This window comes from Pseudomonas neuropathica (assembly GCF_051174785.1).
GTDB lineage: Bacteria > Pseudomonadota > Gammaproteobacteria > Pseudomonadales > Pseudomonadaceae > Aquipseudomonas > Aquipseudomonas neuropathica_A.
The window spans coordinates 5,852,625-5,872,954 of record NZ_CP195111.1 but is presented as its reverse complement, the minus strand read 5'-3'; the positions used below and the strand labels follow the sequence as shown (position 1 = coordinate 5,872,954).

The window sequence follows — 20,330 nt, the reverse complement described above, 5'->3', positions numbered from 1 at the left end:
GGGCCGTGTGGCGGTGAACAGTTGTACGCAACGAATGATTGCGTCAGGCTCCGCCATCTCAGGGTGCCCATGTTCATTGCTGTCAGACGCTGGGACAACCGTAAATTCGACCCGCTATTGATGACTTTTACGAATGAATCCGCGCACGCTCACCCCGTCCATGTCGTTGTTGCTGGCCTTTGAGGCCGCCGCGCGCCATGAAAGCTACACCCGCGCCGCCCATGAACTGTCGCTGACGCAGAGTGCGGTCAGCCGTCAGGTGCAGATACTCGAGAAGATGCTCGGCATGCGCTTGTTCACTCGCGAAGGCCGGCAAGTGGTGCTGACCGATGTCGGGCGCATGTATCAACGCGAACTCGCCGAAGCGCTCGGGCAGATTCGCAGTGCGACGTTGCAAGCGATGGCGTTTGGTTCGGGCATTCACAGCTTGCGCTTGGCGACGCTGCCGACCTTCGGCTCGAAATGGTTGCTACCGCGCCTGAAGGATTTCTACACCGCGCACGCGGGCATGACCGTGCACTTGCATTCGCGGATCGAAGCGATCGACTTCGACACCAGCGAAATCGATGCGGCAATTTGCGTCGGCGGCGGTGACTGGCCGGGGTTGACCGCCCTGCCCTTGCACACTGAAGAATTGGTGGTGATCGCCAGTGCGCAACTGTCCGACGCCGAGCGCAATGACGCCGAACAGCACATCGCCGGGCAACTGCTACTCAATGTCAGCAGCAATGCTCAGGCCTGGGCGGAGTGGTTCAGTCATCACGGCTTGCCGCACCGCAGCATGCGCATCGGACCGAGTTTTGAAATGACCTCGCACTTGATTCAAGCGGTGCGGGCGAATATTGGCGTGGGACTGGTGCCGCGAATTCTGGTTGAGGATGAGTTGCTAAGCGGTGAATTGCTGCAATTGGGCGAGCCGATTACCAGTCGCCGCAGCTATTACCTGGTGTATCCGCCGCGCAATGAGAATTTGCCGTCGCTGAAAGCGTTTCGGGATTGGCTGGTGCATACACTCTGAAAGAATGAGTTGCCGCCATTCGCGAGCAGGCTCGCTCCCACACCTTGGAATGCATTTCACCTGTGGGAGCGAGCTTGCTCGCGAAGAGGCCAGCGAGCACAACATCAAAATCTCGGTTTGACTGCCTTCCAATCCGGCTTGTACCGCTGCATCTGCCGCACATCATCGCGCTGGCGAATCCCGCACGTCAGGTACTGGTCATGCAGCTTGCCCAACTGCTCATGGTCCAGCTCCAGCCCTAGCCCCGGCGCGCGGGTGATCTTCACGCAGCCATCGACAATCGGCAGCTTGCCACCCTTGATCACCTCCTCGTCAGGCTCCTGCCACGGGTAATGCGTATCGCAGGCGTAATCCAGATTCGACACCGCCGCCGCGACATGCGCCATCGCCATCAGGCTAATGCCCAGGTGCGAGTTGGAATGCATCGACACACCAACGCCGAACACATCGCACATCTTCGCCAGCGTCTGTGTGTCGCGCAGGCCGCCCCAGTAATGGTGGTCGGCAAGCACGATCTGCACGCTGTTCTGCGCGATGCTGCGGCGGAACTCGTCGAAATCGGTCACCACCATATTGGTCGCCAGCGGCAGGCCGGTGCGCTTGTGCAGCTCGGCCATGCCATCGAGCCCAGGGGTCGGATCTTCGTAATACTGCAGATCATCGCCAAGCAATTCGGCCATGCGAATCGAGGTTTCCAGCGACCAGTTACCATTCGGATCGATGCGCAACGGGTAACCCGGGAAGGCTTTTTTCAGCGCCTTGATGCACGCCACTTCATGCTCCGGCGGTAACGTGCCGGCCTTGAGCTTGATGCTCTTGAATCCATACGCTTCGATCATCCGCGCAGCCTGCGCAACGATCTGCTGCTCGCTGAGCGCCTCGCCCCAGTTGTCCGGCTTGTAGGGCGAATCGACATGCTGCGCGTACTTGAAGAACAGGTAAGCGCTGAATGGCACTTCATCGCGAATCGCGCCGCCGAGCAGGTCCACCAGCGGCACATTCAGGTAATGCGCCTGCAAATCGAGAAACGCTACTTCGAACGCCGAATAGGCATTGCTCACCGCTTTGCTGGCGTGGGAACCAGGCGCCAGTTCGGCACCGGCAAGGCTCGCAGGCTTGTTCGCAGCAACGGTGGCCTGCACGATGGCGCGCAACTGGTTGAGGTTGAACGGGTCGAGGCCGATCAGCTGTGCCTGCAACTGCTGCTGGATCGCCAGCGCCGGGGCATCGCCATAGCTTTCGCCGAGACCGATGTAGCCGTTGTCGCTTTCGATCTCGATGATCGAGCGCAAGGCGAAGGGTTCATGAATGCCGCTGGCGTTGAGCAGCGGCGGATCACGGAAGGCAATCGGGGTCACGGTTACGCGAATGATTTTCAAGATAACGCTCCTGACAGATCAACAATCAATTCAGTGGCTCGCGGCCGGGCTGGCCGTCGCAACAACGGCGGAGACCTCAGGCGGCTTTGCGAGGTTTTTGCCTTTCGCGCCAGGCGCCGTGCGGGCGAAAAAAATCACCACGGCGGCGATCAGCGACGTCGCGGCCAGGCCATACAGACCGCCCTCGATGGAACCGGTGGTTTGTTCAAGAAAGCCGAACGCGGTCGGCGCCACAAAACCGCCGAGATTGCCGATGGAGTTGATCAACGCGATCACCGCAGCGGCGATACGCGCATCCAGATAGCTTTGCGGGATCGGCCAGAACAGTGCCGATGCAGCCTTGAAACCGATAGCGGCGAAACAGATGGCGACGAAGGCGAAGATCGGCCCGCCAGTGGTCGACATGAACATGCCGATCGCCGCGATCACCAGCGTTAGCGCCACCCAGGCCTGCTGGAATTTCCATTTGCCGGCCATCGCCGCGAAACCGTACATGGCAACAATCGAAATGATCCACGGGATCGAATTGAGCAACCCGACCTGGAAGTCGCCGAGGTTGCCCATCTTCTTGATCATGCTTGGCAGCCAGAATGTCGCGCCGTAAATGGTCAGTGCGATGGAAAAGTAGATGAAGCAGAACAGCGCAATCTGCCGGTCCGCCAACAGCTTGAACATCGACGGTTTGGCCACTTGCACCGCTTCACGGACACGCTGCTCTTCGGCAATCGCGGCGACCAGCGCTTCACGCTCCTCTTCACTCAGCCACTTGGCCTGGCGCGGGTGGGATTGCAGCCAGAACCAGACAAACGTGCAAAGCACCACCGAGGCTGCGCCTTCAATCAGGAACATCCACTGCCAGCCGTGCAACCCCAGACCACTGATGTGCAGCAGCGCTCCGGACACCGGGCCGGAGATCACCGAGGCAATCGCCGAGCCGCTGAGAAACACCGCCATGGTCTTGCCGCGCTCGGAGGCCGGCAACCACTGGGTGAAGTAATAAATGATCCCCGGGAAGAACCCTGCCTCGGCCGCACCGAGAATAAAGCGCAGCACATAGAAACTGGTTTCACCTTTGACGAACGCCATGGCCATGGCGGCCGCGCCCCAGGTGAACATGATCCGTGTCAGCCAGACTCGCGCGCCGTAACGTTGCAGGAGCATGTTGGACGGTACTTCGAAAAGCGCATAACCAATAAAGAACAAACCGGCACCGAGGCCATAAGCCGCAGCGCCAATGCCCAGATCGGTCTCCAGGTGACTGCGCACAAAACCAATGTTGACCCGATCGATGTAGTTGACGATAAACATCACCACGAACAGCGGCAGCACGTGGCGCTTGACCTTGGCGGCGGCACGGGCGAGAACCGTGACATCCAGCGGACTCTGGAGGGTTTTCAAGGGCGACTCCCGATCTTGTTTTTTTAGGGATGGCGTGAAGCGTTGAACCGATCATGGACGGGGTCATTGATCCCGTCTAATCTAACTTGGCATTCGATTGATACCCGGATTAGATCAATGTTCGAACTGACCCAACTGCGCTGCTTCACAACGGTCGCCACCGAACTCAACTTTCGCCGCGCCGCCGAGCGACTGAACATGACGCAGCCGCCGCTGAGTCGGCAGATTCAATTGCTCGAGCATCACCTCGGTGTCGAGTTATTTACCCGCAGCACCCGTAGCGTCGCCCTGACGGCTGCCGGTCGGGCGTTCTTCGTCGAAGCACAGAATCTGCTGGAGCGTGCGCAGCAAGCGGCGGTCACCGCCCGGCGGTTTGCCGCGGGCGATATCGGTTCGGTGAACATCAGTTTTGTCGGCAGCGCGGTGTATGAATTCCTGCCCAAGGTCATCGCTGAGGCGCGACTTAAACAACCACAGGTGAAAATCGATCTGTCGGAGATGAACACTTATCAGCAACACGAAGCCCTGCGCGCGCGCCGCATCGATCTGGGCATCGCCCGCGCGCCGCTACTGGAGCCGGGATACGCCACCGAGTGCCTGGTGCGCGAGCCGTTTGTGCTGGCAGTGCCGAGTGGGCATCAATTGGCAACGGCGGCTGAAGTGTCAGTCAGTGACCTGGATAAACAGCCGTTCCTGATGTATTCCCACGCCGCGTATCCGCCGTTCAACGAATTGCTCACCGGCATGCTGCGCTCGGCCCGGGTTGCGCCGGATTACGTGCAGTGGCTCGGGTCGTCGTTGACAATTCTGGCACTGGTCAACGCCGGCATGGGCTTGGCACTGGTGCCGCGTTGCGCTACCAGTGTGGTTTTCAAGAATGTGGTGTTTCGCGATATCGATCTGGGCGAAGGGGTGCAGAGCGAGCTGCATCTGATCTGGCGGGAGAACAACGACAACCCGGCGTTCGCGATGTTGCTGGAGGCGATTCGCCGGGCGGTGGCTGAGGGTTGGGGCTGAAAATACTAGCCCTTCAGTGGTGGCGGAGCGCTGGGGGCCTTGGGCTGCGCGTTCGCCACTGGCTTGCCATCTTTCGTGTAACGACGCGCTACCCATTCCGGCATTGGTTGCGATGCTCTGGCTGTCATGACGAAACCTCCGATTTCGGGCCGAATTCGACCCACTTGACCTTGCCGGAATCTATCAGCAAAAACTCAGCGCCAAAAGGCACTTCTGCCCCTTCGGCATCCAGCCAACAGGGATTTTGCATCACGAACTGGCCACTGTTGGATTCCGGCGGCCACTCCACAGGCCAGCCAAAAACGCGCCTTTCATCCTCCAAGTGCAGTGTGACCAGACGATGGTGCTGGGCAAAAATGCTGAACCATTCGCTGGGGTAGGAAGTTTGTTTCGTGACATTTCGACTGCGTAACCAAGCGTGCAACTTGTCATTCGTGGCCAGGTAGCAGGAAAGCAATCCGAGCGTCACCGACACAACGAATGCCCACATTGTTTCCGCTTTGGCATCCCAATGCCCCAGAGAAAATCCTTTCGAACCCACCCACAAACTCAGAGCGCCGATTCCCCAAACCGCTCCCTGAATCACAAACGTAAAAATCAACGCCTGCACAATCTGCCCAAAAGTATCGGGCCGTCTGAACGCCGTCAGCGAATAAAAAATCCACGCCGACAAAAATCCGGGAATCAGATACTGCAACAGCGGAATAACTTCTTTGACCAGATCATCCATGATCCGCGGCTCCTTGAAAGACCGGCCGACCTGACTATCGACCGCCCCGCAAAAGCCTAGTGCACACGGAGGAAACCCTTCCTGCGCAACTGTCACCGTTCATTTCGCGAATCAGATCCACACCTTCAGCCTCCAGGCAGCCAAAAAAAACAGAAACCGGTGATACGGCTTCTGCTTTTTTTGTCTCTGCAGGCATCGTTACAGGCAATCACGCACCGATTGGCGCAACGACCCGGACTTGGCCCACGGTGGCCCCTGATACAGCGAAACCCGACTGCCATCCTTGTACTTGACGATATCGAGGATCTCGTCCGCCGTGATAATGCTCGGCGCAGTGATGCGGTAGCCGTTGGAAATCGACGTCTGCGAGGTTTTCGCGACATCCCGCTGCCACAACGGTAATACACACGCGGCATAGTCCTTGGGCGTCTTTTCACTGGTCTTGCTGATATTCGGCTCACCCGGCACCAGCGATGCCGGCAACGAGCAACCCGCCAACATGGCCAACGCCAGACTCCCGATCCATATCCGCATGGTGTATTCCTGATCTGAAAAAAAGTGAATGTAGCGTTTAAGCGGCGCTACATCCATCGTGGCACCGCGCCCTTGGCGCAATCTGCACAACTTTTCACAACCGTTCAGCGTGCTGACGAACAGGCTTTGCCCATCGACGAAAAATGCGACTACTCTTTTCTACCGAGAATGTTCTGGAGGTGATCATGCGGCTCAATGAATACGAACACGAACTTCAACGCGACCTGCAAAGCGTTGCATCGGACTTGAGATGGTCGGCGGTCGACCTGAAACGTATCGCAGAACAACTGCGCAAATCCGGTAACGAGGCAGATGCGCAAAGCGTGCTGAGATCCTGTGAGGTGCTGCAAAGCGATGAAGAACGGCTGCAACTGTATGCCAAGGAAGTGAAAGCCCGCGCCATCAGCCGGACCAAGGTCCACTGAGACCACCCTCCCCTAAAACAGAAGCCCCGACACAGGCCGGGGCTTTTTCCTTACAGCCAGTCAGTGGGTTTTGTGACTTGGCACGCGCACCGAGCGTTTTTTGTAGCCAGGCAGTGCAGCGGCGTAGGCCAGCGCTTCCTCCCGGCTGCCAAACGACGCCAGCCGATCGCCCTGGGTGCAAACCCGCCATGGGCCATTGTTCACGCTAAGCACGTCATAGCCGTTCATGTGCATCTTGTTCAACATCGGCATGCTCATGGACACCTCCATTTTCGCTAACGGTCAGATCCAGCTTCACGCTTTTACCTTACACCCTGATTCTCCCGAAATGCCGACCGGGTGTCGCAAGCCGCGACCATCATGGCGCGGGCACTTTACGCCGCAGCAAACGCTCCAAACTCCAATGAAACCTTTACCGCAAGCCTCGGCTCAAATATTGCAGTTTTATTTCTATTTTGTGACAAGCAGTAAACGGGTAACAGATGAAAGTACGTGCAACCGTTATATGCGAACAGGATCGCCACATTCTCCTGGTACGCAAACCCCGCTGCCGCTGGACATTGCCCGGCGGCAAGGTCGAGCCAGGGGAAACCCGAGCGGAGGCTGCCGTACGCGAACTGCAAGAGGAAACCGGCCTCGACGCGGGCGATGTGTTGTATCTAATGGAATTGCACAGCGGCAGCACGCGGCACCATGTTTACGAGGCGTCGGTGCTGGACTTCGAGCAACTGCGTCCGCAGAACGAGATCATCGATTGCATCTGGCACCCGCTGGACGCAGTGCGCAATCTCAACACCAGCGAAGCGACGTTGCGCATCGTTCAAGCGTTTCAACGGCGTTTATGAGGCGTTAGCCGGCGAACGCTCGGCGGCCCGCGCTCATTTCTGTGCGTAACTCACCGATGAAGTTGGAAATGTCACGGATCGTGACGAGGTGTTCCGGGGAAACGCCATTCAACAGCAATTCGACGCGTCCGCTGTCCGGCTCGTACACCTTGATTTGCAAAAGGCCTTGCGAACTCGGAATGCAGTCACACTTGAACGCAGGAAAGCCGGATTCGACAATCCGGCAGATATCGTCAATGGCAAGCATGAGTGAACGCCTCGCAGGCGATGGGTCGGTCGACCGGATGAGCATAGATGAGCAATGTGTGACTCGCCCGGTACAAAAATGCCAACCCGATCACAACTTTCCCCCCTGCCCTCAGTGCGCATCGTGATCCCAAATCCAGTTCCACATTCCCGGCAAATTCACTGGCTCCGAGCTTTTATCCACGGTACGCGCCAGCGCGGCTTTTTCCAGTTCGGCGTGATTATCGTAGAAAGGCTTGTCCGCCAGCTTCACGCCTGTCGCGGCGGCGCTATCGAGCAGAATCTGCAGGTATTCGCGAGTGTGCCGCGCGGTATAGCGGTTGAGGTCATGAAACGTCACTACCACCGGAATCACCCCGTCAACGGTTGGCAACCCGCCGAGGGCAATACGTTCACGGACTTCCGATAACTGGCGCAGCATGTTGGCCCGACGCCGGGGGCTGGCATTGAAGCCCCAGATCTTGCCGTCGTTGGCGCTTAAATCCGTCAGCAACACGTGCAAACCGTGCTGTTGATAGGCGGCAAAGGTACGTTTGTCGTAATTCCAGAATGGCGGGCGCAGCAACTTCGGTGGCGCGCCGGTGATGGCCGCAATATCAGCCGCGCCGTTGGTCAGCGACTCTTCGAGTTCTTGCGGATCGAGCAAGCGATGATTGGTGTGCCAGTGGGTGGCCGTGTGAAACGCCAGTATGTGCCCCTCCTCATGCTCACGCCGCATGATGCTGCGACCGATGTCACTGTTGCCCGCTCGCGGTGCACGCGTCTGCACGAAGAACACCGCTTTGATATTGGGCATCAGCGGATTCTCCTTGAGACTGTCGAGCACCGTCGCCGACGGATTCCAGAAACTGGAGGCGCTGGGGCCGTCATCGAACGTCAACAGAAAGCGCACCGGTGCCTGGGCTTTCAGGCGCGTTTCGGTTTGCGCGGTCATTTCTATCGGGGCGGCGATACAACCGGCCAGCCCGAGGGCGATGAGCGCTGCACAGAGAAGCTTGAATCCGGATGTCATGTTTTGCCTTGAGCACGGCGGCTGCCGTCATGTTGTCGATTGGCAAAACTCCCTCGCCCTTATCCATCCTTGCGCTCCGATCCGCGAGCCGAGGTTGGATAAGGTACACAGGGTTTGGTTCCGGCGCTCGCTCAGTGAGCCAATGCCTGCTGAAAAGACGTGTCGATAATCCCGGCGGTGGCCAACGGTGCCGGCAGCGCTTTCACCTTGAACAGGAAATCGGCGGTGCTCTGCAGATCCGTCGCCGCCTGCTGGTCCACCGGCCCGACGGTCATGTGTGCCTGACGCAACCAGTGACGCGACACCTGCTGATCGAGATTGGCTTTCTTCGCCCACAGGTCGGCGTACTCATCCGTATGACTATCAACCCATGCCCGCGCCTGTTTCAGACGTCCGAGAAAATCCGCGATGGCTGCACGTTTGTTGTCGATCGCCGGCGTGGATGCCGCGATCGCACTGAGCCCCGGCATCAGATTTTTTGCCGTCAGGATCGGCCGCGCACCAGAAAACACGATTTGCTGGGAAATGTACGGTTCCCACACCGGGAAGGCATCGATGCTGCCCTGGGGCAAGGCTGCCGCAGCATCGATCGGCATCAGCTTGACGAACTCGACGTAGTTTTCCGGCAGACCGCCCTGCTCCAGTGCACGCAGGGTCAACTGCTGACTCCAGGCGCCGGGCCAGTAGGCAACTTTCTTGCCCTTCAGGTCGGCGATGGTTTTCACTGGCGAGTCTTTCGGCACCAACAAGGCGATGGTGTCGGGATTTTGCCGTGATACGCCGATCAGTTTCACCGGCGCCTGTTTGGCGGCCAGAAACAGAAAACCGGAATCGCCCAGGAAGCCCAGATCCAGTGAGCCCGTCTGCAAAGCTTCAGCCAACGGTGCCGCAGCCTGGAAGTGTTTCCAGTCGACTGTATAAGGCGCGTCTTTCAACACGCCGGACGCCTCCACTGAGGCACGGATGTTGTAGTAGTTCTGATCGCCGACATGCAGGACCAAAGGCTCGGCTGCGTGGGAAAGCGGCGAGATAAACAGTGCAGCGCTCAGCGCACCGCGTAGGAAACGAGAAAGCTTCATGGCGAGTCCTGCAAAGGGAAGTTGCATAGACCATAACGCTGTTGATTCCTGGTTTTGAAATTCGATTAATGCATAAGATCATCACTGTCGATTTTTACTGTTTCTACAGCAACAGTGGCCAACCACAGTGTTGCCCAGCCAACAGCCGAAATCTGCTCAGAAGCCTTGAAAGCCTTAGAAACAGCGCTTTCAAGCACATGGCACAGAGCCTGCAATATTCCATTCATGCAGGAAGCATTCGATAAAAATATCTTTTTGGACATAAGAAACCTGTGCCTTTGCCGGAGCGCCCCCCATGACATCGTTCTTACCCCGACTCAAAACCCTGTTGGCTGCCAGTGCCATGGTGCTGAGCCTGCAACCGCTCGCCCAGGCAGCTGAAACCGCGCCGGCGCAAGTGCATCTCGACTACGCCTATTACTCGCCGGTCAGTCTGGTGCTCAAGCATTTCGGCTTCCTCGAAAAAGCCTTGCCGCAAACCAAAGTCAGTTGGGTGTTGAGTCAGGGCAGCAACCGCTCGCTGGAGTACTTGAACAGTGGCGGCGTGGATTTCGCTTCCAGCGCCAGCCTCGCCGCCGTATTGAGCCGGGCAAATGGCAGCCCGATCAAATCCGTCTACGTCTATAGCCGCGCCGAATGGACTGCACTGGTGGTCCGCAAGGATTCGCCGTACCAGACCGTCGCCGACCTCAAGGGCAAAAAGATCGCCGCCACCAAAGGCACCGACCCGTATCTGTTCACCCTGCGCAGCCTGCAACAGGCTGGACTGAAAAAAGACGACGTGGAATTGGTCCATCTGCAACATCCGGATGGCCGCACCGCACTGGAAAAAGGCGATGTCGACGCCTGGGCCGGACTCGATCCGCACATGGCTGCCAGCCAGGTCCAGGCCGGTTCGCGCCTGCTCTATCGCAACCCGGCGTTTAACAGTTACGGCGTGGTCAGCGTCACCGAGCAATACGCCAAAGAGCATCCGCAAACTATCGACACCGTGATCAAGGCCTACGAACAGGCCCGCGACTGGGCTCTGAAAAATCCCGACGAATTCGCCGCGCTGCTCGCCAAGGAATCCGGCTTGCCGCTGGACGTGGCCAAGTTGCAACTGTCGCGCACCGACCTGAGCAGCCCGCAACTGACCCGCCAGGACATCAGCGCCTCCAAGGCTGCGGCGCCGATACTGGTTTCCGAGGAACTGGTGCGCCGTGGGGTGAATGTCGATCAAGTCATCGATCAATTGCTCGACAGCGGTGTGCAGCAAGCCGTCGCCCACCAGTAACCGATCAGTCTCACGACAAATCCGCGCCCGTCGCGGATTTGTCGTGAGCGGAGCCAAACCATGACCACTCACAGCAAAGACCTGCCCGCGCCGTTCGCTGCGCCACGCCAGCGCACTCCGGGTTTCAGTCCGACATGGCAGCGCCGCTGCAAAGGCCTGGCCTTGCCGCTGCTGATCATCGTCGCGCTGGAAATTATCGTACGTATCGGCTGGCTGCCCTCCTACCAGATGCCGGCGCCGAGCGAGATCGCCCTGACCCTCACTGACCTCGCCGAAGGCGCGTTGTGGAAACACATCGGCGCCAGCCTGATTCGCGTACTGTTCGGATTTGCCATCGGCGCCAGCCTCGCACTGGTGTTTGCCGCATGGGTCGGCTTGAGCCGCGAAGCCGAGGCTTATCTGGAACCGACCTTCGCTGCCTTGCGTTCCATTCCGAGCCTGGCCTGGGTGCCGTTGCTGCTGTTGTGGCTGGGCATCGACGAAACCTCGAAAATCGTTTTGATCGCTATCGGCGCGTTCTTTCCGGTGTACGTCAACGTGGTCGCGGCCATTCGCAACATTGATCGCAAACTGGTGGAAGTCGGCCGCATCTATGGCTTCAGTCGCTTGCAATTGGTGCGACGGATATTGCTACCGGCCGCCCTGCCCGGCCTGTTCACCGGATTGCGCAGCGGCATGAGCCTGGCGTGGATGTTTCTGGTGGCGGCGGAACTGATCGCAGCCACCAAGGGGCTTGGCTATCTGCTCAGTGACGGCCGGGAAACCTCGCGGCCGGACATCGTGCTGGCTGCGATTATCGTGCTCGCCTTGCTCGGTAAATTCAGCGACGGCCTGCTCGCCATGCTCGAACGCCGCTGGTTGAACTGGCGCGACACATTTACCGGTCAGGGCGCCAGCGACTAAGCTGAAATCTCCAACCGGAGATCGGCCCATGTGCGGAAGACTCTCGCAGTACCGTGGCATTCACGACTTTGTCGCGGTGCTGAGCATTCCCGACGCGTTGATCAACCACGTTGGCGATGCGCCGCTTGATCGCTATAACGCGGCGCCGACCACCGCGCTGGCCGTGCTGCATCAACAAGGGCAGCACCTGCATGCCAACAATCTGCGTTGGGGCTGGCGCCCGCACTGGGCCAAGGATCGCCCTCCACCGATCAACGCCCGGGTGGAGAAAGTCGCCCACGGCCCATTCTTCCGGGCGATCTGGCGACATCGCTTGATTGTGCCCGTGGACAACTGGTTTGAATGGGTCGATAGCGCAGACAAAACACGACAACCCTGGCTGATTCGTCGCGCGGACCACCAAGCGGTTTTCTGCGCTGCCATTGGACAGTTTCCGACAGCCGCAACACCGGCTCGGGATAACGATGGTTTCGTGATCATCACCGCCGATGCTGTCGGCGGTATGCTCGATATCCATGATCGCCGACCGGTGGTGTTTCGCGCAGAGTTGGTGCGCGAGTGGCTGGATCCGGCGACGCCGGTTGAACGCGCCGAGCAAATGCTGCTGTATGAAGGTGAAGGCAGTGAGGTATTCGAGTGGTACAAAGTCGGCAATGCCGTCGGTAACGTGCGCAATCAGGGTGCCAATTTGATTATTCGGCAAACTTGAACATTTGTTGCCTTCACGCGTTTATCAATTGCAGGAGCTGCCCAAGGCTGCGATCTTTTGGCACTTGCTTTCTCAGAATCAAAAGATCGCAGCCTTCGGCGGCTCCTGCAGGTGACGCGTGATCGTTACAACAACTGTTTCATCTTTGAGACGCTGCAAATAAAACACACGTTCGAATGAACTAACCGCCTGTCTGACATTTCAACCGTCATACATACATTTATATGCACTACGGCTAGCATGCGCGCCGCATTTCCATTTGGTATACCAGTTGACCAAAGAGTCAACAAACCAGGAACCCCCTAACGTCTACAAGCCTTGCAGAGAAATAAGTTGCGCGACGATTTTGCAATCAAACAGGTCAGCGGCCTGGAGTGTATTTATCTGTCGATGACAGAACGCTTTGAACTCGACTGTTTTATCGGCCACTACATCAAGACCCGAAACCTGCGTTCCGTACCCGATATCGACCGTATCCTGCGCACCACCCTCGAAGGGTATCCTGGCCACGCGCCGGTGATGGTCAACGAGCTGAATGCGTGGATTGATCGAACCTTGGGATATCGGGCCACACACCCCGATTTCACGCAGCTGGACGATCTTTGAACCCGTAAAAAAGCCCCGCACTTGCGGGGCTCTTTCGTAGACGTCACTCAAAATTTGCGGTCAGGATCCGAAAGCTCTCGGCCATCATCGCGCTTCCAGGTCTGTTCCTTGTGCTTTTCACGCTCTATTTCTTCTGGCGTTGGTTCGTCCGTATCTTGGTCATCCGTGTCTGGATGCTTTTGCTCAGTCGCCATGTGCACCTCCCGTTATCAGTAACCCTTCATCCTTAAAGCGTAGAACAGACAACTTACAGCCACCAGCGCAGCAAAAAGAAGAACGCCATGCTCAACAACATGCTGAGCAAAGTACTGCGCGTGTAGATCACCAGGGCGATCGCCACCAGCGAACTGAGCAGGTAAGGATTGCCCCACTGCAGATTCAGTTGTTTGTCGGGCATGAAGACAATCGGCCCACAGATCGCGGTAAGCATCCCCGGTACTGCAAAACCGAGGAACTGCCGCGCATTACTGCTCAGACGCACCGGCAAGCGCGGCTCGAGAAACACGTAGCGATTGAGAAACACCAGAAGCCCCATGCCAAAAATTACCGCCCAAACCATCATGTACGCTCCCGATACAGCTTGTTGCAGATAAACCCTGCAGTCATTCCGGCCAGTCCTGACAACACCAGCGCCGAACCCCATTGCCAATAACTGAACAACACTGAACAAAACAGCGACACCGCCACACACACCAGCGTCGGTACGTTACGCACCACCGGCGTGATCAACGCGATAAACGTGGCGGCAATCGAGAAATCCAGCCCCAAGTGCTCAAGCCCCGGAATGCTGCTACCAAGGACAATGCCGGCGAGGGTGAACAGATTCCACGCGATGTAAAACGTCAGGCCGACGCCCAGCGCATACCAGCGGTTGAACTGCTGGCGATCATGTTGACTGGTCAGTGCAAACAACTCATCGGTGAGCAAAAAACCCAGGCCTATTCGCCAGCGCCCCGGCAGCGGCGAAATCACCGAACGCATGCTCATGCCATAGAGCAAGTGCTGCGACGTCAGCAACAGCGTGGTCAACAGAATCGAGAAAATCCCCGCGCCGCCCTTGAGCATGCCGATCGCCACCAATTGCGCTGCACCGGCAAACACGATGCTCGACAGGCCCTGCCCTTGCAGCGGCGTGAGGTTGGCCTCGATCGCCATGGAGCCGGCCAGCAGCCCCCACGGCGCGGTGGCCAGAGACAACGGCATGATCGCCGCAGCGCCGCAAAGAAACGCACTGCGCGGCATAAGTGAATCAGACATAAACGTTCTTCAACCAGGAAAACGGTCGAAGACTGTGCCAGCCATTTCGCCTTTCTGGCTTGAACAATCTTGCGCACTTGTGGGAAATCGGCCGGATGCGCGCGCAATTCGCTGACTTTCGCCCTGACCTTTAATGCCCTGAGCGGCGTAACATAGCGCCATTCACAACCGCGTCAGGGAGACGACATGCTGTACCGAATCGCAGCCGACGGGCTGGTGCTGTTTCATTTGTCATTCATTCTGTTCGTGCTGTTTGGCGGGCTGCTGGTCCTCAGATGGCCACGGGTGATGTGGCTGCATTTGCCGGCCGCTGCTTGGGGCGTGGCGGTCGAAGTACTGCATCTGACCTGCCCGCTGACGTACTGGGAAAACCTTATGCGCCACGCCGCCGGGCAGACCGAATATGCTGGCGGCTTCATCGAACATTACATCTGGCCGATCATCTACCCGGCCGGGCTGACCCCGCAGATTCAACTGGCGCTCGGCAGCGTGGTGCTGGCGGTCAATCTGCTGGTGTATGGCCGCTTGATCCGCTCGTGGAAGCTGCGTCGAGCTGTGTAATCAGCGCGACGTTGCCTTCAGGGCTTCCAGCCAGGCCGGATCCAGGCGCGTCTGCTCGGTATCGAGTCCCAGCGCCTGCATCCGCGCCTTGTGCGCCTCGGCTTCGCGCCACAGTTGCCCGTGATCGCTGGAGTTGCCGTCCAGTTCGTGCATTTGCGTCAATCCCAAGTGGTAAAAACGCAAAACCTTCATCGCCGTCGGATCGTTCTGCTCCACCGCCGCAGTCACGTTATGCATCACATTGGTGATGCTCATCAGATTGCGCTTGAGTCGCCAGCTGTACACCGCTGGCGCCATCCAGCGCTGATTCCAGAAGCGCCCGCGCAATAGCGCTGCGGTCAGCAAAAATGCGACAAACACCCCGCCGACGTTAAACCGCAGATTGTCACCGCCGGGTTCGCCGAACAGCGCCACGGCGAAGCTGGAGAACAGCATCGCCAGCACCAGGAACAGCACGGCGATGATGATCGTGCTGCGTCGCGTCTGCTGGCGAAAAGTGGCGGCGTCCATCGGCTGAATCTCGAACATCACAAATGACTTCCTTGAGCGACAAAAGGGGTAACTGAAAAAACCGGCCGGCGCATTATCGCCTCTACCGCGGATTTAGCTATGCTGGGGCTCCTTTTCATCTTTTCAACGTCCAACGGGGACATGGCGGTACAGCGCAGATCGTGCCATCTTCATTCATGGATACACACTATTCGGATGCCATCCGCCTGGTTTTGGGATGACATCGTTTTAAGGATCATTGCATGACCCAACGACACGTAATCAATGCCTCGGTCAGCCCGAAAGGCAGCCTGGAAACCCTTTCTCAACGTGAAGTTCAGCAACTGAGCGAAGCCGGATCCGGCAGCACCTACACCCTCTTCCGCCAGTGCGCCCTGGCCATCCTCAACACCGGCGCCCATGTCGATAACGCCAAGACCATCCTCGAAGCCTACAAGGACTTCGAAATCCGCATTCACCAACAGGATCGCGGCGTACGCCTCGAGCTGCTGAACGCTCCGGCCGACGCGTTTGTCGACGGCGAAATGATCGCCAGCACCCGCGAAATGCTCTTCAGCGCCCTGCGCGACATCGTCTACACCGAAAATGAACTCGACAGCCAACGCATCGACCTGAGCACCTCGCAAGGCATCAGCGACTACGTTTTCCACCTGCTACGCAACGCGCGCACCCTGCGCCCGGGTGTCGAGCCGAAAATCGTCGTGTGCTGGGGCGGTCACTCGATCAACACCGAAGAATACAAATACACCAAGAAAGTCGGCCACGAACTGGGCCTGCGCAGCCTCGACATCTGCACTGGCTGCGGCCCCGGCGTGATGAAAGGCCCAATGAAAGGCGCGACCATCGCCCACGCCAAACAGCGTATTCATGGCGGTCGTTATCTCGGTTTGACCGAGCCGGGCATTATCGCCGCCGAAGCGCCTAACCCGATCGTCAACGAGCTGGTGATCCTGCCGGACATCGAGAAACGTCTGGAAGCGTTCGTGCGTGTCGGCCACGGCATCATCATCTTCCCGGGCGGCGCTGGTACGGCGGAGGAGTTCCTCTACCTGCTGGGCATCCTGATGCACCCGGACAACAAAGGCCTGCCGTTCCCGGTGATCCTCACCGGGCCGAAACATGCCGCGCCGTATCTGGAACAACTCGACGCCTTCGTCATCGCCACCCTCGGTGAAGCGGCCAAGCAGCACTACGAAATCATCATCGACGACCCGGCCGAAGTGGCGCGGCAGATGACTCAGGGCCTGAAAGCGGTGAAGCAGTTCCGCCGCGAGCGCAACGATGCGTTCCATTTCAACTGGCTGCTGAAAATCGACGAAGGCTTCCAGCGCCCGTTCGATCCGACCCACGAAAACATGGCCAACCTCAAACTGCACCGCGACCAGCCACCGCACGAACTGGCGGCCAACCTGCGCCGGGCGTTCTCTGGCATCGTTGCCGGCAACGTCAAGGACAAAGGCATTCGTTTGATCGAAGAACACGGGCCATATCAGATCCGTGGTGACGCCGCGATCATGCAACCGCTCGACGCACTGCTCAAAGCTTTTGTCGCCCAGCACCGGATGAAACTGCCGGGTGGCGCGGCGTATGTGCCGTGTTATCGAGTGGTGGCTTAACTCTTTCGGTTACCACGCTACAAATGTAGGAGCGAGCCTGCTCGCGATGGCGGTATATCAGTCACAGCTGATGTTGACTGACCCTCCGTTTTCGCGAGCAGGCTCGCTCCCACAGGTTCTGGTGTGTAGCGCAAAGGGTGTTTACAACCCAAGTCCCCTTTGGGAGCGAGCCTGCTCGCGAAGAGGCCCGAAAGAACACCATCAACCTTATCCCACCAATCGCGCAGCCAACGCCTTGGCCTGCAATGCCACATCCGTCACCGCTGTACTCTCCCACCACATCCCGCGCAACGGCGGCCCCATCGCAAACAACCGCTCAGCCGCTCGCCCCTCGGCATCCAGCACCGCACCATCCACGGCCGCCGCAATCCCCAACGCCAACGGTCCCGGCTGCACCAAACCACGCTCAAGCAACTGCTGCGGCAACGGTCGCGCCACCCGACGCCAGTCGTATTCAATGCCACTGGAGTTGATCAGCGCGGCGCCCTGCACCACGCAGGTTTCCGACTCACCGCGACGTCGAATACGAATGCTGACGCCACCTTGCGGACTCGGCTCAAGCCCTTTGAACAAAGCCGCCTGAATCCGCAATCGCCCTTGCGCATGCAACCGTTCAACCAGCGCCGCACTCAACGGCGGTGAGCGGTGATGATGACTTTCCCACCACGGCCGCACATGTCGTACGAATTGTCGACGCTGCATGTCAGTCGCCTGACTCCACAACCGGGCGATATGCGCCCGAACCGTGTCCAGTGGCGCCTGCCAATCGATGCCCTGGTCAATGGCATCGCGGCAGTGCCGACGTAATTCGCGCAGCAATTGTCGCGGCGTGCGAATGCTGTGATCGGCGCCAAGAAAATCCACCCAGGCCAGTGGTTGTCGGCGCACATGGGGCAACAAGCCATGCCGGGAAAACACTTCAATCGGCCCGCGATGCCCGGCCTGCCCCAGGGACACCACGGCATCGACCATGGTCAGGCCGGAGCCAATGATCAACACCGTCGATTGCGGATCGAGGCGACGCATCGCCGCTACATCCCAAGGGTCGAGCGCGGCGGTGTTGAGGCCACTGGAGTCTTTCTGCGGGGTTCGTGCGGCAGGGAACATTCCAGTCGCCAGCACCGCGTAGCCACCGTGTAGCGTCTGACCATTACTCAGCGTGAGCTGCACCGAATCGGCCTCGGCCTGCAGGTCGACGACCTCCGCACGAATGTGTTCAACGCTTGAGCCATTTTGCGCACCGACTTTGCGCGCTTCGGCCAGGCGCTGCTGCACATAGACCCCGAACAATCCACGCGGCGGAAACAGTTCGCTGACCGGTACATTCTGCTCGGCAGACTCCGGCCAACCGCCAGCGGTAATGTGCTCGGTGAGCCATTGCGTCAAATCATCAGGATTATCCGGATCAACACTCATACGCGCGGCGTTGCCGTTGAGCGTGTGACCCAACTCGATCGCGCTGTACGCCTCGCCCCGTCCCAGTTCGGCACGCGGCTCAACGATCAGAATCTTGCGCCGGCCAGGCAGACGCAACAATTGCACCGCCAGCATCGTGCCGCTGAGGCCACCACCGATAATCAGAATGTCTGCGCTCTGACTCATTCAAATCACCACATTACGCACAAACCGCGCCGCAACATCCCCATCATTGCGATAGGAATGCGGCTGGTTACTGGCAAACATGAAGAACTCCCCAGTGCCGATGTGCTGCGGCTGATCGCCGAGCATCAGGGTCAGGCAGCCTGCAAAGACGAAAATCTGCTCGCTCCAACCTTCGGCATCCGCTTGCGAGGGGTAGACTTCGCCCGGTTGCAGGCACCATTCCCATTGCTCGACTTCGCGAGTCGCCGTGGCTTTGGAGAGCAGCACCGCTTTGCTGCCAGGGATCGTACCCGCCCATGCCACCTCGTTGATGCGGCTTGGATCACGCGCATCCGGCGCCTGGATCAGATCGCTGAACGCCACATCGAGCGCTTCGGCAACGCGGTCGAGAGTGGTCAGGCTGACATTCTTTTCACCCGCCTCGATCGCCACCAGCATGCGCCGGCTGACCCCGGATTTTTCCGCCAGCGCGGTCTGGCTCATATCGGCGGCATGCCGCAGACGTCGCACATTCAGGCTGACGTGTTGCAGGACGGACGCCCGTTGTGTTGAATCTTTGTGCACTATATTGCTCACTCAGTGAGGTTGGGCAGTATACTGCGCAACGTTGGGCGCATTGTGCGGCCTCCTTTTTATAGTGCGCAAGGTCATGACGTCGCTGAACAGCTCCTCCACTTCCCTCCGTTTCTCTCGTTTCAGCAAAGCCGAGTGCGTGCTGGTACTGATCACCATGATCTGGGGCGGCACGTTCCTGCTGGTACAGCACGCGATGACCGTCAGCGGCCCGATGTTTTTTGTCGGCCTGCGCTTTGCTGCTGCGGCGGCTATTGTCGCGCTGTTCTCATGGCGTCATCTGCGCGAACTGACGTTGTTTGAACTCAAGGCCGGCGCCTTCATCGGCGTGGCGATCATGCTCGGTTACGGCTTGCAAACGGTCGGTTTGCAAACGATCCCGAGCAGTCAGTCGGCATTCATCACCGCGCTGTATGTGCCGTTCGTGCCTTTGCTGCAATGGCTGGTGCTGGGGCGGCGGCCGGGGTTGATGCCGAGCATTGGCATCATGCTGGCGTTTACCGGGCTGATGTTGTTGTCCGGGCCATCCGGCGCGGAGCTGAATTTCAGTCCGGGCGAAATCGCCACGCTGATCAGCGCCATTGCCATTGCCGCCGAGATCATTCTGATCAGCACCTATGCCGGGCAAGTCGATGTGCGCCGAGTGACCGTTGTGCAACTGGCAACGACGTCCGTGTTGTCGTTGCTGCTGGTGGTGCCGACCGGGGAAATGATTCCGGATTTTTCCTGGACGCTGCTGGTGACCGCGCTGGGGTTGGGCGCGGCGAGTGCGGCGATTCAGGTAGCGATGAACTGGGCGCAGAAGAGTGTTTCGCCAACCCGGGCGACGTTGATCTATGCCGGTGAGCCGGTATGGGCCGGGATTGTCGGGCGGATTGCCGGGGAGCGCTTGCCGGCGATTACGCTGGTGGGGGCGGGGTTGATTGTGGCGGCGGTGATTGTCAGTGAGTTGAAGACCAAGGGTAAGGTTGCAGAAGCCGAAGCTGACGCTGAGCTGGAGCGGGAAACGCAGGGCTAATCCGCAACATCTTCAG

The 20,330-nt window shown here is 58.7% G+C and carries 26 protein-coding genes; 11 read left to right on the top strand and 15 right to left on the bottom strand.

The window, feature by feature from the left end:
- The first annotated feature begins 133 nt into the window (after positions 1-133).
- Positions 134-1,018 (top strand): LysR substrate-binding domain-containing protein, encoded by an 885-nt coding sequence (locus ACRRSD_RS26550; RefSeq protein WP_435036252.1) that lies wholly within the window; start codon positions 134-136, stop codon positions 1,016-1,018.
- Positions 1,019-1,122: 104 nt separating this feature from the next.
- Here the strand turns inward: ACRRSD_RS26550 and ACRRSD_RS26545 are convergent, their stop codons facing one another.
- Entirely contained in the window at positions 1,123-2,397 is a 1,275-nt protein-coding gene (locus ACRRSD_RS26545; protein WP_435036251.1) for a glucarate dehydratase family protein, read from the bottom strand.
- A 30-nt stretch (positions 2,398-2,427) separates the two neighbouring features.
- Positions 2,428-3,795: an MFS transporter gene (locus ACRRSD_RS26540; RefSeq protein WP_435036250.1), complete on the bottom strand. Its 1,368-nt coding sequence runs from the start codon at positions 3,793-3,795 to the stop codon at positions 2,428-2,430.
- 117 nt (positions 3,796-3,912) lie between these two features.
- On the opposite strand from ACRRSD_RS26540, the gene ACRRSD_RS26535 reads away from it, so the two are divergent.
- A complete protein-coding gene (locus ACRRSD_RS26535) occupies positions 3,913-4,812 on the top strand; it encodes a LysR family transcriptional regulator (RefSeq protein WP_435036249.1) in 900 nt (299 codons plus the stop codon).
- A gap of 124 nt (positions 4,813-4,936) precedes the next feature.
- Here the strand turns inward: ACRRSD_RS26535 and ACRRSD_RS26530 are convergent, their stop codons facing one another.
- Together ACRRSD_RS26530 and ACRRSD_RS26525 are read right to left on the bottom strand one after the other, a co-directional pair.
- Positions 4,937-5,542, bottom strand: a complete 606-nt coding sequence (locus ACRRSD_RS26530) for a DUF6338 family protein (protein ID WP_435036248.1) — start codon at positions 5,540-5,542, stop codon at positions 4,937-4,939.
- 198 nt (positions 5,543-5,740) lie between these two features.
- Positions 5,741-6,076, bottom strand: a complete 336-nt coding sequence (locus ACRRSD_RS26525) for a hypothetical protein (protein ID WP_435036247.1) — start codon at positions 6,074-6,076, stop codon at positions 5,741-5,743.
- A gap of 185 nt (positions 6,077-6,261) precedes the next feature.
- Here ACRRSD_RS26525 and ACRRSD_RS26520 point away from each other — a divergent pair, with 185 nt between their 5' ends.
- Positions 6,262-6,501: a hypothetical protein gene (locus ACRRSD_RS26520; RefSeq protein ID WP_016983018.1), complete on the top strand. Its 240-nt coding sequence runs from the start codon at positions 6,262-6,264 to the stop codon at positions 6,499-6,501.
- Between the two features lie 60 nt (positions 6,502-6,561).
- Here the strand turns inward: ACRRSD_RS26520 and ACRRSD_RS26515 are convergent, their stop codons facing one another.
- Positions 6,562-6,759 (bottom strand): DUF2188 domain-containing protein, encoded by a 198-nt coding sequence (locus ACRRSD_RS26515; RefSeq protein WP_435036246.1) that lies wholly within the window; start codon positions 6,757-6,759, stop codon positions 6,562-6,564.
- A 224-nt stretch (positions 6,760-6,983) separates the two neighbouring features.
- Here ACRRSD_RS26515 and ACRRSD_RS26510 point away from each other — a divergent pair, with 224 nt between their 5' ends.
- Positions 6,984-7,346 carry an NUDIX hydrolase gene (locus ACRRSD_RS26510; RefSeq protein WP_435036245.1) on the top strand — a complete coding sequence of 121 codons (363 nt, stop codon included), beginning with the start codon at positions 6,984-6,986 and terminating at the stop codon, positions 7,344-7,346.
- A gap of 4 nt (positions 7,347-7,350) precedes the next feature.
- On the opposite strand, the gene ACRRSD_RS26505 is transcribed toward ACRRSD_RS26510, so the two are convergent.
- From ACRRSD_RS26505 to ACRRSD_RS26490, 4 genes are all read right to left on the bottom strand, one after another.
- Positions 7,351-7,593 carry a DUF1652 domain-containing protein gene (locus tag ACRRSD_RS26505; protein WP_007910802.1) on the bottom strand — a complete coding sequence of 81 codons (243 nt, stop codon included), beginning with the start codon at positions 7,591-7,593 and terminating at the stop codon, positions 7,351-7,353.
- A 111-nt stretch (positions 7,594-7,704) separates the two neighbouring features.
- Entirely contained in the window at positions 7,705-8,604 is a 900-nt protein-coding gene (locus tag ACRRSD_RS26500) for a polysaccharide deacetylase family protein (protein WP_435036244.1), read from the bottom strand.
- Positions 8,605-8,735: 131 nt separating this feature from the next.
- Positions 8,736-9,683: an ABC transporter substrate-binding protein gene (locus ACRRSD_RS26495; protein WP_435036243.1), complete on the bottom strand. Its 948-nt coding sequence runs from the start codon at positions 9,681-9,683 to the stop codon at positions 8,736-8,738.
- Between the two features lie 65 nt (positions 9,684-9,748).
- On the bottom strand, positions 9,749-9,946 hold the full coding sequence (locus ACRRSD_RS26490; RefSeq protein ID WP_435036242.1) for a hypothetical protein: 198 nt from the start codon (positions 9,944-9,946) through the stop codon (positions 9,749-9,751).
- 32 nt (positions 9,947-9,978) lie between these two features.
- Here ACRRSD_RS26490 and ACRRSD_RS26485 point away from each other — a divergent pair, with 32 nt between their 5' ends.
- From ACRRSD_RS26485 to ACRRSD_RS26470, 4 genes are all read left to right on the top strand, one after another.
- Positions 9,979-10,959 carry an aliphatic sulfonate ABC transporter substrate-binding protein gene (locus ACRRSD_RS26485; RefSeq protein WP_435036241.1) on the top strand — a complete coding sequence of 327 codons (981 nt, stop codon included), beginning with the start codon at positions 9,979-9,981 and terminating at the stop codon, positions 10,957-10,959.
- Between the two features lie 60 nt (positions 10,960-11,019).
- Entirely contained in the window at positions 11,020-11,862 is an 843-nt protein-coding gene (locus ACRRSD_RS26480; RefSeq protein ID WP_435036240.1) for an ABC transporter permease, read from the top strand.
- 28 nt (positions 11,863-11,890) lie between these two features.
- Positions 11,891-12,571 carry an SOS response-associated peptidase gene (locus tag ACRRSD_RS26475; protein WP_435036239.1) on the top strand — a complete coding sequence of 227 codons (681 nt, stop codon included), beginning with the start codon at positions 11,891-11,893 and terminating at the stop codon, positions 12,569-12,571.
- Positions 12,572-12,904: 333 nt separating this feature from the next.
- Positions 12,905-13,177 carry a hypothetical protein gene (locus tag ACRRSD_RS26470; protein ID WP_435036238.1) on the top strand — a complete coding sequence of 91 codons (273 nt, stop codon included), beginning with the start codon at positions 12,905-12,907 and terminating at the stop codon, positions 13,175-13,177.
- 47 nt (positions 13,178-13,224) lie between these two features.
- On the opposite strand, the gene ACRRSD_RS26465 is transcribed toward ACRRSD_RS26470, so the two are convergent.
- The 3 genes from ACRRSD_RS26465 to ACRRSD_RS26455 are packed head-to-tail and all read right to left on the bottom strand — an operon-like array spanning position 13,225 to position 14,434.
- A complete protein-coding gene (locus ACRRSD_RS26465; RefSeq protein ID WP_435036237.1) occupies positions 13,225-13,371 on the bottom strand; it encodes a hypothetical protein in 147 nt (48 codons plus the stop codon).
- Positions 13,372-13,424: 53 nt separating this feature from the next.
- Positions 13,425-13,736 carry an AzlD domain-containing protein gene (locus ACRRSD_RS26460; protein WP_435036236.1) on the bottom strand — a complete coding sequence of 104 codons (312 nt, stop codon included), beginning with the start codon at positions 13,734-13,736 and terminating at the stop codon, positions 13,425-13,427.
- Positions 13,736-14,434, bottom strand: coding sequence for an AzlC family ABC transporter permease (locus ACRRSD_RS26455; protein ID WP_435036235.1), 699 nt, complete (start codon positions 14,432-14,434; stop codon positions 13,736-13,738). Before ACRRSD_RS26455 ends, ACRRSD_RS26460 begins: the two co-directional genes overlap by 1 nt.
- A 186-nt stretch (positions 14,435-14,620) precedes the next feature.
- Here ACRRSD_RS26455 and ACRRSD_RS26450 point away from each other — a divergent pair, with 186 nt between their 5' ends.
- Positions 14,621-14,995: a DUF2784 domain-containing protein gene (locus ACRRSD_RS26450; protein WP_435036234.1), complete on the top strand. Its 375-nt coding sequence runs from the start codon at positions 14,621-14,623 to the stop codon at positions 14,993-14,995.
- Here ACRRSD_RS26450 and ACRRSD_RS26445 read toward each other — a convergent pair whose 3' ends face one another.
- Complete coding sequence (locus ACRRSD_RS26445; protein ID WP_435036233.1) at positions 14,996-15,523, bottom strand: DUF3087 domain-containing protein; 528 nt, start codon at positions 15,521-15,523, stop codon at positions 14,996-14,998. It abuts the gene before it with no gap.
- Between the two features lie 224 nt (positions 15,524-15,747).
- On the opposite strand from ACRRSD_RS26445, the gene ppnN reads away from it, so the two are divergent.
- Positions 15,748-17,121, top strand: coding sequence for a nucleotide 5'-monophosphate nucleosidase PpnN (gene ppnN / locus ACRRSD_RS26440; RefSeq protein WP_007910770.1), 1,374 nt, complete (start codon positions 15,748-15,750; stop codon positions 17,119-17,121).
- 207 nt (positions 17,122-17,328) lie between these two features.
- On the opposite strand, the gene ACRRSD_RS26435 is transcribed toward ppnN, so the two are convergent.
- On the bottom strand, positions 17,329-18,723 hold the full coding sequence (locus tag ACRRSD_RS26435) for an FAD/NAD(P)-binding protein (RefSeq protein WP_435036232.1): 1,395 nt from the start codon (positions 18,721-18,723) through the stop codon (positions 17,329-17,331).
- Positions 18,724-19,287, bottom strand: coding sequence for a helix-turn-helix domain-containing protein (locus tag ACRRSD_RS26430; RefSeq protein WP_435036231.1), 564 nt, complete (start codon positions 19,285-19,287; stop codon positions 18,724-18,726).
- Positions 19,288-19,372: 85 nt separating this feature from the next.
- Here ACRRSD_RS26430 and ACRRSD_RS26425 point away from each other — a divergent pair, with 85 nt between their 5' ends.
- Positions 19,373-20,314, top strand: coding sequence for a DMT family transporter (locus tag ACRRSD_RS26425; RefSeq protein WP_435036230.1), 942 nt, complete (start codon positions 19,373-19,375; stop codon positions 20,312-20,314).
- The last annotated feature ends 16 nt before the right edge of the window (positions 20,315-20,330 follow it).

Coding starts and splice junctions, on each gene's coding strand:
- ACRRSD_RS26550 (WP_435036252.1), top strand. CDS start 134: ATGAATCCGCGCACGCTCACCCCGTCCATGTCGTTGTTGCTGGCCTTT.
- ACRRSD_RS26535 (WP_435036249.1), top strand. CDS start 3,913: ATGTTCGAACTGACCCAACTGCGCTGCTTCACAACGGTCGCCACCGAA.
- ACRRSD_RS26530 (WP_435036248.1), bottom strand. CDS start 5,542: ATGGATGATCTGGTCAAAGAAGTTATTCCGCTGTTGCAGTATCTGATT.
- ACRRSD_RS26525 (WP_435036247.1), bottom strand. CDS start 6,076: ATGCGGATATGGATCGGGAGTCTGGCGTTGGCCATGTTGGCGGGTTGC.
- ACRRSD_RS26520 (WP_016983018.1), top strand. CDS start 6,262: ATGCGGCTCAATGAATACGAACACGAACTTCAACGCGACCTGCAAAGC.
- ACRRSD_RS26515 (WP_435036246.1), bottom strand. CDS start 6,759: ATGAGCATGCCGATGTTGAACAAGATGCACATGAACGGCTATGACGTG.
- ACRRSD_RS26510 (WP_435036245.1), top strand. CDS start 6,984: ATGAAAGTACGTGCAACCGTTATATGCGAACAGGATCGCCACATTCTC.
- ACRRSD_RS26505 (WP_007910802.1), bottom strand. CDS start 7,593: ATGCTTGCCATTGACGATATCTGCCGGATTGTCGAATCCGGCTTTCCT.
- ACRRSD_RS26500 (WP_435036244.1), bottom strand. CDS start 8,604: ATGACATCCGGATTCAAGCTTCTCTGTGCAGCGCTCATCGCCCTCGGG.
- ACRRSD_RS26495 (WP_435036243.1), bottom strand. CDS start 9,683: ATGAAGCTTTCTCGTTTCCTACGCGGTGCGCTGAGCGCTGCACTGTTT.
- ACRRSD_RS26490 (WP_435036242.1), bottom strand. CDS start 9,946: ATGTCCAAAAAGATATTTTTATCGAATGCTTCCTGCATGAATGGAATA.
- ACRRSD_RS26485 (WP_435036241.1), top strand. CDS start 9,979: ATGACATCGTTCTTACCCCGACTCAAAACCCTGTTGGCTGCCAGTGCC.
- ACRRSD_RS26480 (WP_435036240.1), top strand. CDS start 11,020: ATGACCACTCACAGCAAAGACCTGCCCGCGCCGTTCGCTGCGCCACGC.
- ACRRSD_RS26475 (WP_435036239.1), top strand. CDS start 11,891: ATGTGCGGAAGACTCTCGCAGTACCGTGGCATTCACGACTTTGTCGCG.
- ACRRSD_RS26465 (WP_435036237.1), bottom strand. CDS start 13,371: ATGGCGACTGAGCAAAAGCATCCAGACACGGATGACCAAGATACGGAC.
- ACRRSD_RS26460 (WP_435036236.1), bottom strand. CDS start 13,736: ATGGTTTGGGCGGTAATTTTTGGCATGGGGCTTCTGGTGTTTCTCAAT.
- ACRRSD_RS26455 (WP_435036235.1), bottom strand. CDS start 14,434: ATGTCTGATTCACTTATGCCGCGCAGTGCGTTTCTTTGCGGCGCTGCG.
- ACRRSD_RS26450 (WP_435036234.1), top strand. CDS start 14,621: ATGCTGTACCGAATCGCAGCCGACGGGCTGGTGCTGTTTCATTTGTCA.
- ACRRSD_RS26445 (WP_435036233.1), bottom strand. CDS start 15,523: ATGTTCGAGATTCAGCCGATGGACGCCGCCACTTTTCGCCAGCAGACG.
- ppnN (WP_007910770.1), top strand. CDS start 15,748: ATGACCCAACGACACGTAATCAATGCCTCGGTCAGCCCGAAAGGCAGC.
- ACRRSD_RS26435 (WP_435036232.1), bottom strand. CDS start 18,723: ATGAGTCAGAGCGCAGACATTCTGATTATCGGTGGTGGCCTCAGCGGC.
- ACRRSD_RS26425 (WP_435036230.1), top strand. CDS start 19,373: ATGACGTCGCTGAACAGCTCCTCCACTTCCCTCCGTTTCTCTCGTTTC.